Below are 11,287 nucleotides of genomic sequence, written 5' to 3' on the forward strand. Positions count from 1 at the left end.
GGAGTGTTTACAACGCTGATTGATTTCGATCATTCTTGCGGCCAGTTCATAGGACGTTACTTGCCTCTTCCAGGCGAAGGTTTACTAAGAGGCGGCGCTAAGAATACTGATTTCTTCACCGGTCAGGATTATCTCGTAGCGTTGCTTTGAGTTCTTCGTATAGATGTCATCGGCCGTTATGGAGATGGTGACTTCTCCATTTTCGTTGATTTGCACATTCCCGGCCTGAATCGGCGCACTAAATATGCATTTAGACATGCCTACCCTTCGGCTTGGCTGAGTGTTTAGACGCATTTGCACGATCCTCAATTTGTTGCCATATCAATTCGGTGGATGCAGGATCGGTGCCAGAGTCCTATAGACCGGCTCCCATAGCTGGTCCCTCTTGCTAAATTCCGTAATATTGGCGTTAACGGATACTCTCGGAAGGCCGGTTCTTTGGCCATACACAGAGCTACCTTACCGGTAGGCTCGCCCCATCTTGGCATTCCCCGCCGAAGTGTCGGGCCGCACCTTGCTTGACACAGGATTCGGCGACCCGCCCGCTGACCGAAAGCGGTATCCTTACTATCGGCCACCCCTAGTCTGAACGCGACCGGCGCGCCGGTCGTCGTTGCCGACATCCCACAATAGGAGAAGGTGAGCGCCCGGCCTTATCGTGGTACGACGATGCAGCTTCTCGTGCAGAGATGAATTTCGTTCGGCTGGGGTTCCGACATGATTCCGATCATCAAGCCCACGATGGATGGGGCCGAGGCCGAGGCTGCGCGCCGCGTCATACTGTCCGGCTGGGTCACGCAAGGTCCCGAGGTCGCAGCCTTCGAGGCGGAGTTCTCCGCCTTCACGGGCGCGCCGCACGCAGCGGCGGTCTCGAACTGCACCACGGCCCTGCACCTGGCCCTGCTGGCGGCCGGGGTGAAGCCCGGCGACGAGGTGGTTACGGTCAGCCACTCCTACATCGCCACGGCCAATTCAGTGGCCTATTGCGGCGCGGTTCCGGTCTTTGTCGACATCGATCCGGCCACCTACAACATCAACCCCGCCCTGATCGAGTGCGCGCTTTCGGCCAAGACCAGTGCGATCCTGGTCGTCCATCAAATGGGCTTGCCCTGCGACATGGCGGCGGTGGTCAACGTCGCCAAGGCTAAGGGCTTGCCTGTGATCGAGGACGCAGCCTGCGCCAGCGGCAGCGAGATCCTCTGGGACGGCCGGTGGGAGAAGGTCGGCAAGGTGCACGGCGACGTGGCGTGCTTCTCTTTCCACCCGCGCAAGATCATGAGCACCGGCGACGGCGGTATGCTGACGACCAAGCACCCTGACTGGGCCGCAAAATTCAAGCTGTTGCGCCAGCATGGCATGAGCGTGCCCGATACTGTACGCCACGGCTCGGCCCAAGTGATTTTCGAGACCCACCCAGTGCTCGGCTACAACTATCGTATGACCGACATCCAGGCCGCCGTCGGCCGCGAGCAACTCAAGCGCTTGCCGGGCATCGTGGCCCGCCGCCGCGCGCTGGCCGCCCGCTATGCCGAATTGCTCGGCGAGGCGCAATGGCTGGGCCTGGTGCGCGAACCGTCCTACGCGCGCACCAACTGGCAGAGCTTCTGCGTCCGCCTGCCGGACTCCGCCGACCAGCGTACCGTCATGCAGGCTATGCTGGATGCCAGTATCGCCACCCGCCGCGGTATCATGTGCGCCCACCGTGAGGACGTCTATGCCTCCCAGCCCCTGCGTATGTCCCTGCCAGAGTCGGAGGCAGCCCAGGATCATGCCATCGTTCTTCCCCTCTATCCCCAGATGACTGAGGAGGATCAACAGATGGTCGCCTCGACCCTGATCAAGGCCACACGGGTTTTAAATCCACAGCCCATGGCTCCAATTCTGGAGTTCAGGCGAGATATGATGGCGGTTCCGCATCGGGGCCGGTCTGTTCGAAAGTGAGCGATAGGAATGGCGAGCGTCCGGCGCGCGGTGGTCGCGGTCTATTTCGAGAAGTACGCCACCCTTATCCTCAATTTGGCGACGCTATACGTTTCGTCACGGCTTTTGACGCCTAGCGAAATCGGCGCTGCCTTCCTTGGCGCCAGCCTTGTCGCGCTCGCCGAGGGTATGCGGGACTTCGGCGTCACCAACTACATCGTCAACGCCGAAAAGCTCTCGAAGCAAGAAATACGCACTTCCTTCACTATGATGCTGGCGGTCGCCATCGTCCTTACGACCGCCTTCGTCGCGACGGCGGGCCTCTACGCCGATTTCACCCACGAACCGCGTCTGGAGAACTTTGTCCGCACCGTCGCGTTCGGTTATCTGTTCTCCAGCATCGGTTCGCCGATCGTGGCACTGCTGCGCCGCGACCTGAAGTTCTGGAACATCGCGGCCATCAACCTGGGCTCGGCTCTGGTCGGCAACGTCACCACCACTGGCCTGGTCATGCTGGGCTTCGGCTATATGAGCTTCGCTTGGGGCTCGCTGAGCTATCCGCTCTCCACCTTCGTCTTCGCCATCCTCATGCGGCCGGACCTCTCCATCTTTCGGATCGAGTTCACCAAATGGCGCGAGATTCTGGCCTTCGGCGGTTTCAACACCGCGACCGGCCTTCTGACCACCCTCGGCGACGTCATCCCGACCTTCGTGCTAGGCCGGGCCAACGGCAGCACCGATGTCGGTCTCTATAGCCGAGCCCAACAAGTCACACAGATGCCCAGCCGCTTGGTCGTATCGGCCATCGCAGCGGTGGCGCTGCCAGGGTTCGCCGCCCATGCGCGCACGGGGCGTCCCCTCAAGGATCCATATCTCAAAGCCGCCGCCAGCCTGACCGCGTTTCACTGGCCGGGCCTGGCGATGGTCATCCTCTTCGCCCATCCGCTTGTGCACATCATACTGGGATCGCAATGGGACACGTCCATCCCGCTGGTGCAGGTGATGGCGGCTGCCACCATGCTCTACTTCCCCGTCCCCCTGATGTTCCCGGCCCTGGTAGCCGCCGGCGGGATCCGTGACACTGCCAAGGCCTGGATCATCTCCCTGCCGATCACCAGCCTGATCATGATCCTGGCGGCTCAGTACGGTCCCTTCGCCCTGGCGCTCTCGATCTTTGCCACCACGCCGATCCAAGTGGGCGTTGGCCTCTGGTTCCTGATGCGCCGGCTGAAATTGAGCGTCAGTGAATATCTGCGCGCGCTGGTTCCCAGCGCCGTTGCCACCTTCGCCACGGCGCTAGGCCCGCTCGTCGTCATCGGGCTAAACGGCCTCGACATGAACATATCGGCCTTGCAGGCGGTCCTGGGCGGCGGACTTGGCGCAGTCTTCTGGTTCCTGGCCATGGGCTGGACCCGTCATCCCTTCGCCGCTGAATTGGCCTATCTGCTTGGTAGGGCCCAGTCTCTGGCGCCTGCGCGCCTGCACGGCCCCTTTGCCCTCATCCGCCGCTTCCTGGACGAGGACGCTGGGCAGAGACAGGCACCTGCGCCGAGCCAAGCAGACAGGGAAATCAATAGTGCGGTCCGTCGGCGTGGCGTGCGGTCTGCCTGGTTTTTGGTCAAAGCGCGGACCGGCCGCCTCTTCGAACGATCGCCTGAATGGCCGGCAAGCAGAGATAGCAGGGGAATCGGTGATGGGTCACTCTGATGGCATGGATTCCGCCGGCGCGAATGCTGCCGGCTCGGATCTCAAGCGTGCGCTGGGTCAGGTCGCCGCGCCCGCCGTGATCTCCGCTGCCCGCATCGCCACACGCTTGACGACACGGGGCGTCCACATCGCCTGGTTCGACGCCTGGAACTCGACCCTGGACGAGGCCCTGAACGCCCTGCCGGCCATTCCCGGCTGCGCCCGCGACCTTTATCGCGAGCTCACCCAGCCCACGAGCGTCCAAAAGCGCCACGCCCTGGCGACGGAGAACGGCCGGCCGACCGCGCTCATCTCCCTGCGCCGCCGCCGCCGCTACTGGGAACCTGTTGCCTATCAGGCGCTTCCGGGAGTGATCGCCCCGGCGTCCTCTCCCGCAGCCCTTGGCCGGGCCTTGCACGCCTTGGGCGTCGAGGTCCGGATCGAAGGCGCACTGAAAGCCGGCGTGGCTGATCTTCGCCCGCGCACCTTGTGGTCGCAAGAACGCTGGCAAGTCGATCTTCAGTCCGACTATGAAGCCGTGTGGACCAGCAAACACCGCAACAATGTGCGTCGGGCCCGCAAGCGCTGCGACGAGTTCATGCGGCTTCGCATCGACGACGAGGGCGACCTGGAATGGAGCTGCGCCCAGTGGGGCCGCATGTGGGAAAGCAACGACGCCAACGAAACAGTCGCCGCCGAGGATCGCCTGCGGTTCTGGCGCGCCTTCATAAGGTGGCAGACCGCCGGCAGCCCGATCCAATTCCACACCTTGCAGCTGCTCGATGGCGATCGGCGCACGGCCGGCAACGTTCTGATGTGTCAGGACGGCGTCGTGCTCGGCCAGTGCATTGTCCGCGACCCCGAATACGACCATTGCGCTGTTGGCGTACGTTCAATGGATTCGGCGATCCAGTGGTCTGCCAGTGTCGGCCTGCGCTGGTTCGATCTGGGTGGCGGGAGCGAGTACAAGCGCCAGTGGGGCGAATCCCTGAGCCTTGGCTACGGCGCGATCTTTCGACCCAAGGCGGTCAGCGCGCTCTATCGGTTCGGACTTCTGTGACTTCGGCGGGTGAATTCGATTTGCTTGAATGGCGCGGCGACATTAGCGATGGGCAAACCTGCTGAACTTTGCGTTACCGGGGACGACGATCGACCGCACTGCGTGTGATCGCCAGCTGCGGAACAGGCAGTTCACCGCCGAGGCACAAAGCCGGGGAAAACAGCTCCAGCAGCTTTTAATTCAAATGTGCTAATATTACCAACGGCTCCGGCCGGCAACGCCACCCACGGGGCCGGTCAGGCCCGACGGTCGGATTAATTGTACCTCAAAGGGCTGTCGGGCCGCTTGCGCAGGCTTTCCTACTGGAGTGGGCGCGCGGCCCGGCGCCTGTCGGGTTGGGGCTAACGGCGCCGGGCCTGACCGGCAGGATCCTCTAATTCTGCGCGCCGGTGACGTAGAGATATATGCCATTGATTATATAACAAAAATTCATCCAAACGTATGACCGAGGAGTAGGGGAGGCAGCATGATTGGCGCGTGGCTACTCCCGACTTGAAAAAGACCCGGCCGACCTTTAGGCCGCACTGTTGGCAACAAACTGGCGGACGTCATCTTAGGCCGGTGTCACCTGCCACGCGGAACGACCCCCAGAAGTTCGCCTAGGCGGAGCGGCAAGTGCTGAGAGGCTTGCAATTCGGCGCAGCTCTCTTTCCACCTCTCTAGATATTCGCCGATAGGAATTCCGCTGCGGCCAGGCCAGCGGTTGAGAGCGCCAAGCGCCTCGATGCAATCTGGAACCTGATTGTATTCAGCGAGGATTGTCAGGCACATCGCTTGCGCGAATGGGTTGAGACCGGGCATTTCGATTTCACGGCGCTGGTCGGCAAACCACGCAGTGACGTCGCCGTTAAGCCCCTGGCCGTTGGCAAGGGCCGCGTAGCGGTGAATGATGTTTTGGCGATATTCGGCAATAGCGTCGCCGAAAGCGCTGTCGCCGGCGAAGGGCGGGCTCTTCTTCCAACCGGCCGCAAGGCGCTGAAGGCCGCGCAACGAGAATGCTTCGACCATGGACTCCTCGAGCCATTGGCAAGGTGCTGCTGGCTTGGCGGCGGCCTGCCAACTGTTGGCAAGCACATGGCCGAGCTCATGGCCAAATTGATAGGCAAGCTTCGACCAGTCGCGTTCGCCGATGTCGACGATGATCCATGCCATGTCGCTCTTGTCCGGATGCAGCCAAATAGCCGGTGGGCCGGAGGTATGTTCCTCGATGCGCAGGCGTCTCGGTTGGCGGTCAGAGACAAGCCGGCAGTGGTCCAAACATGCAAGCCGCATGCGCTCGAGCACATTTTTTACCGATCGAGGAAGCATGCGGCCCCAGTCACCGGCAAGTTCAATCGGGACGGATAAAAGCGCGGCACGTGAGGCATATGTCGCCAGTGTCTTCGGCATGTTGGTCTGGGTCCGCTCCAAACCAACCCAACGCGCAGTAGCTGAAAAGGTTTGGACTGTGGCTGTCAGACCGATAAAATTCTTCACAAAGTCTCGTCGCAGCACTTCGATTCCTAGTGATCGCCGCAGACTCGCGCTTGCGCGCCCTTCGACTACGCGCACGTCGCGGAGGACTGACGCATTGAAATCAGTCGATCTTCGCTACGCAGTCCCTTAGGATTGGCACGAGGAAGCTAGGCTGGGATCTGTTCGTTGTATGGAGAGTGCCGCTTGGGCGCATCTTCGGTCAAACGTTCGATAAGACGTTTCCACTCCTTGACGCGCTGGTTCCAGTCATAAAATTGCTCGCAGTAGCTCTGCTGTGTCAGAGACATCTCTGGAGTGTCGAACCAGGGATATTCGACTTCCTTGGCCACCGCTGAACCGAACAGCGCGGCATGCTCGATCGGGTCGGCGCTCCATGGGTAAACGTGGGCGAAGCCCGATGTCGTCTCCGGCAGGGCGCCTCGGGCAGGCACAATCACACGACATCCCGCTGCCATTGCATCAATCACGGCAAGGCAGGACGTTTCTGCAAAGGTACTAGGGTAGGCTAAGAAGTGAATATCACGGAGTGCAATTTTTAGTTCCGAATTGGGAGAAATGCCATGATAGATTACCCGATTTAATGCTTGAGCACGGGCATATAACGGTTGATATTTCATATCGTCTTGATCGTAGAGCCTCATCGAGGACCAAATGTGAAGTTCGGCATTGCCCAGGTCCAATTGCTCCCATGCGTCGAGCAGGACAGAAAGACCTCGGAATGGCATGCTGGTATATGCGAACCGCAGTGGGTCGGTTTTCATCCAGTTTCGCTGTTGCCGAGAGAGCGTTGTCGCGTTGCGCAAAACGACGCATTTGCTTGGAGCAATGTCAAACTCAGCCTGGTAACGTTCACGCTGCCAGTGCGATACAAACACGAAGCATGTCACCCGGTCGACAAGCGCGGGGTTCCTGCACCACTGCACGGCATTCTGGTTTGAATCATGGTGCATCCACATAACCAGCGGCTTTTCCCGCGACGGGTTGTCTGGGAACAAGTTTACCTGAAGCTGAACTCGTGCGAGCACATCAGGGATGCGGTCCTCAAGGCCCTTGATCATCAACTCTGTGCCCGCCGCCGGTCCTGGAGGCGTCCATGAAGACAATGGCTGCACCAACGGGGTTATGTTCGAAATAGAACTCCGTTCGTCCGAGTTCACTTTCGCGAGGTGCCCTAGCCCGTATCGTTGGAGCGCTTTCTCGGCGATCGGGCTTCCCGATGTGGGGCGATCTTGCACCCGAAGCTTGTCGACGGCGAATTGCGCATTGGATGCCACGCGCTTCACTGTATTTTCTGACAGGCCCTCGACCGCCAGCAACTTCATGCAGGCATCGAGCGACTCCTGATATGCGCCCGCCCAATATGCATTGACCGAAAACTCGTCGAGCAGCCCGTAGTCATAGACCCAAGGCTGAACGAAAAGCCCCACAGGCTTGTTGATGCCCAAGCCACGGCGCGCATATTCCTGCCCCTGAGCGTATCGACCGAGGTTGCGACAGTAGCGGCTCGCGGCATGCAGCGCCTCTGCGCGCGTGGGCACCGATTGGGTCGCGCGTTCGTAGACGGCGACGACCTCTTCGAACGCTCGGTCAAGGTCCGCCATCAGATTTCCCGCCTCGAAAAGGGATACATAGACCTCTTCGGCCCAAAACCCCTGCTCGGATCGTCTTAGATAATGCTCCAGCGCCTTGTCACGTTCGCCGCAGTCCTTGTAGCTCTGGGCAAGGTAGAAAGTGTAACGCGATATCAGGAACGGGTCGGTTTCAGTCACCAACGCGTTCTCCAGGACCGCGGCATCGTCCTGATACTTTCGGGGATTTTGGCTCCTTGCCCCTTCGCGTCCTGACACTACACGAAACCCTTGTGCAGTCTGGCGCGTGATCGGGCCGGGAGGGAACTCGAGATACTCGTGCAGAACGCCCTTGAAGCGGAACGGCAGTTGATTGCGGCAGATCTGCGGGCGGTAATATGAAATGCCGCCTTGTGCGAGCTCAACGTCGAATAGATCCTGATCCATCTGCGCCTTGAACGCGGCTGCGTCGAAGTTGCGGTCTGGGATAAGGACATCGTCCGCGTCTATCATCATTGCGTAGTCTACCGGTTCCAACTCGCGCAGCCGCTCAAGTGCGAAGGTGCGGTTGTACGCGAAGTTCCGCCACGGCTCGTCGATGACTGTGCCCTTGAGGTTGTGATCGGCAAGGTAGCCGCGAATGAGTTCCTGTGTCCCGTCGTCAGATCCGGTGTCCACGACAAGAACATAGTCGATGAGGGAGAGTACGCTGGCGAGGCATCTTAGGATGACCTTCGCCTCGTTTTTGACGATCATGCACAGGCCAATGGTGCTCATACCAATCCCCCAACCAGGTTAGAATCGTCTCGTACCTCGAAATTCAGGAACGGACGGCGCATCAGCTCAAGGTAAGGGAGAGCTGCCTGCCTTTGAAAATGCCGGGCTCGGCCGCGATAGCCAACAATAGCGTCGGCGTACGAGGGTACGCTTTTTGGATGAGTTTATTTGCCAGAAATCGCGCGAGACTAAACAATAGAGGTAGTCAAACTCACGGTGTCATCGGGCGCGCCATCTAAGTATCAGATTTTCATTGGATTTTCAGACCACCGCAGCCTACCATCGGTGATTGTGCAATTGCAGAGTCATCCATTTACAACTCGATTATTTCTAACCTAATAATATTTCCGTGGGGAAGGTGGCCACAGATCGATAAAATTGCTGAGTCTGTGGGAATCTAAAAAAGTTTGGACAGTATTCGAAACAAGATTGCTTTGTGCGTCATCGCGTGAAGTGATTTTCATCGGCTATAGAGCTGCGCCTGTTCGAGCAGGTGTCCTCGTGTTGTCCTCGTGTTTAGTCGAGCCCCTCGCAAGTTGTCGCTGGCGTCTTCACGACGCTGGCGTGGGGGTGGATTTTGTATCGGAGATCAAACGATAGGTTGGGGACTGCATCCGTCGACTTCGACAAGTGTTGGGGTGCGAAGCGGTCGGACACTGACCTCTTAAATGCTTCGGCGTGTGGGCGTCAGGTCCGCCGGACCGCGACGGGTTCGGCTTCGGCTGGGGCTGAAGTGAATGCCGTCCCGGATTGCTTCGCTGTCCAAGGGGCCTCCGAGATTCTGTTCGTTGATCCGGCGGCATCCGATCTCGGTGCGATTTTGAATCACCTGAGACCTGAGGTCGGGGCGATCGTGCTCGATGGCCTGCGGCCGGCAGCCCGCCAGATGGCTTTTGCGCTCGAAGGTCATTCCGAGCTGAACGCTGTCCACGTAATCGCGCATGGTGCGCCTGGCCGTATCGGGTTTGCCGCCGGCGAATGGTCGTCCGAGACACTGGCCGATGAGGCCAGTGACCTCGCCATGATCGGCCGCTCGATCAATAGGCAGGGCACTCTCCAGTTGTGGAGCTGTCGGGCGGGGGGCGGTCCAGAGGGAACTGATTTCATCGTTTCGCTGTCGCGGGCGGCCGGCAGGCCGGTCGCGGCAGCATCGCACGACGTCGGTGCGCGAGCGCGTGGCGGATTTTGGGAACTGAACCTGCGGACGGAAGGCGCCGAGGCGCAGCCGCCGCTGACGGAGGTGGGCATGGGAATCTACGCAGGAATTCTGATCGCCGAAGTGATGGTCACCGGGACCTTGCCCGTGGGAAATATGGCCGGACCGATCACCTACTACATCGTCGACACAGACCAGAAGGCCATTGTCGGCCAAGTCATGTTGCCCGGTGCCATGCCGAAAGCAACGCCCGTATCCATGGCGGTCAAGGTACCGGACGCAACAGCCTCGCTTGCCATCGGTACATTCGATGGTGCTGGCAACTTCCAGCGCTCCAGCATTCTGAGCGTGGATGCCCCGACCAAGCCGGCCGGTTCATTGGGGCCTTCCGGCAGATGATTGCAGATAGCCCCACCTCATTCCTTCGCCGTGCCGGCCGTGCCGGCCTTGTCTCTTCCGTGAGCTGACTTCGAGTCAAAAGGACCTTGCCATGGCCAGCGTTTCCGAAATTCTCTTTGTCGATTCCTCCGCGCCCGATCTCGGGACGATCCTGGGTAACCTGCGACCGGAAGTCCAGGCGATCATGCTGGATAACCTTCGGCCGGCGGCGCGCCAGATCGCCGGCGCGCTCGAAGGGCGCACCGGATTGGACGCGGTGCATGTCGTCGCGCACGGCTCGCCAGGACGGGTGCATTTCAGTTCGGAGGCATGGTCTCTCGGCTCTCTCGAAAGTGCAGCCGGCGACCTTGCCGCAATCGGCAGGGCGCTGAACGCCAATGGTGATTTCAGGCTGTGGAGTTGCGAGGCGGGCAAGGGGCTGGCAGGAGAAGCGTTCATCGAGGCTTTGGGCGATGCGACCGGAGCGGAGGTGAGGGCTGCTACGGGGCTTGTCGGTGCCAAAGCACTGAATGGAACGTGGAATCTCGCACCGGGAGGCGAGCAGGTTCTCCCGCCGATGACCGAAGCGGGAGCCGCAAGGTTTGCGGCTGTCCTAAGCCTCGAGGCAACGCTTACAGGCGCTCTTGATACCTCCATGGGAGTATCTAACGTATATCCCATTCAGTATTACGTAACGAATTCTTCTGGTGTTATCGTCGACAGCTTCACTCTTCCATCAAGAGCTGTATCGAACAGCACTTTTTCTTCGGTGCAGATGATAGTCGATGTGCCGTTGGCTGGTATCTATAATATAGTTGCGCTTGTACCAACAAGTAGTGATGACAATAATTCAGGCTACAACATCGTAGATGCGGGAACACTCTCTGTCGTAGTTTCGGGCGCCGGGTCAATCGTGCCGGGAACTCCGGACACTAGCAATTCCAATGGCGTCTTCAGGCTAACGGGTGTTTCGTCCGCCAGTAATGCGGGAGCCACAGGTGCTACGGGCGCGACAGGTCAGAGCGGCGCGACTGGCGCTACGGGAGCAACTGGCGTAACCGGAGCAACCGGTGCCGCGGGTGCGACTGGTGCGACCGGCGCCACCGGGGCGACAGGAGCAACCGGCGCGACTGGCGATACCGGGGCCACGGGCGCGACCGGCGATACGGGAGCCACAGGCGCAACGGGGGATCCTGGCGCGACTGGTGACACTGGAGCAACGGGTGCGACCGGCGCCCCCGGGGCGACAGGAGCAACCGGCGCGAC

General features: G+C 60.1%; 7 protein-coding genes. 5 read left to right on the plus strand and 2 right to left on the minus strand.

All coding sequences use genetic code 11. From position 1 onward, the window contains the following. The first annotated feature begins 717 nt into the window (after window positions 1-717). From LB572_RS31695 to LB572_RS31705, 3 genes are read left to right on the plus strand one after another with little or no spacing between them, the layout of a single operon-like run. Window positions 718-1,941, plus strand: coding sequence for a DegT/DnrJ/EryC1/StrS family aminotransferase (locus tag LB572_RS31695; RefSeq protein WP_224670557.1), 1,224 nt, complete (start codon window positions 718-720; stop codon window positions 1,939-1,941). A 9-nt stretch (window positions 1,942-1,950) separates the two neighbouring features. Further along, window positions 1,951-3,627: a lipopolysaccharide biosynthesis protein gene (locus LB572_RS31700; protein WP_224670558.1), complete on the plus strand. Its 1,677-nt coding sequence runs from the start codon at window positions 1,951-1,953 to the stop codon at window positions 3,625-3,627. After that, entirely contained in the window at window positions 3,614-4,666 is a 1,053-nt protein-coding gene (locus LB572_RS31705) for a GNAT family N-acetyltransferase (protein WP_224670559.1), read from the plus strand. The genes LB572_RS31700 and LB572_RS31705 overlap by 14 nt, the downstream gene beginning before the upstream one ends. 564 nt (window positions 4,667-5,230) lie before the next feature. Here LB572_RS31705 and LB572_RS31710 read toward each other — a convergent pair. Together LB572_RS31710 and LB572_RS31715 are read right to left on the minus strand one after the other, a co-directional pair. Continuing rightward, window positions 5,231-6,142, minus strand: a complete 912-nt coding sequence (locus tag LB572_RS31710; protein WP_224670560.1) for a hypothetical protein — start codon at window positions 6,140-6,142, stop codon at window positions 5,231-5,233. 146 nt (window positions 6,143-6,288) lie between these two features. Continuing rightward, entirely contained in the window at window positions 6,289-8,487 is a 2,199-nt protein-coding gene (locus tag LB572_RS31715; protein ID WP_224670561.1) for a glycosyltransferase, read from the minus strand. 733 nt (window positions 8,488-9,220) lie between these two features. Here LB572_RS31715 and LB572_RS31720 point away from each other — a divergent pair. Further along, window positions 9,221-10,042, plus strand: coding sequence for a DUF4347 domain-containing protein (locus LB572_RS31720; protein WP_224670562.1), 822 nt, complete (start codon window positions 9,221-9,223; stop codon window positions 10,040-10,042). A 91-nt stretch (window positions 10,043-10,133) separates the two neighbouring features. After that, a partial coding sequence (locus tag LB572_RS31725; protein ID WP_224670563.1) for a DUF4347 domain-containing protein occupies window positions 10,134-11,287 on the plus strand: 1,154 nt, incomplete at its 3' end.

The sequence above is a fragment of the Mesorhizobium sp. BH1-1-5 genome (assembly GCF_020165615.1).
In the GTDB taxonomy this organism is placed as follows: domain Bacteria; phylum Pseudomonadota; class Alphaproteobacteria; order Rhizobiales; family Rhizobiaceae; genus Mesorhizobium.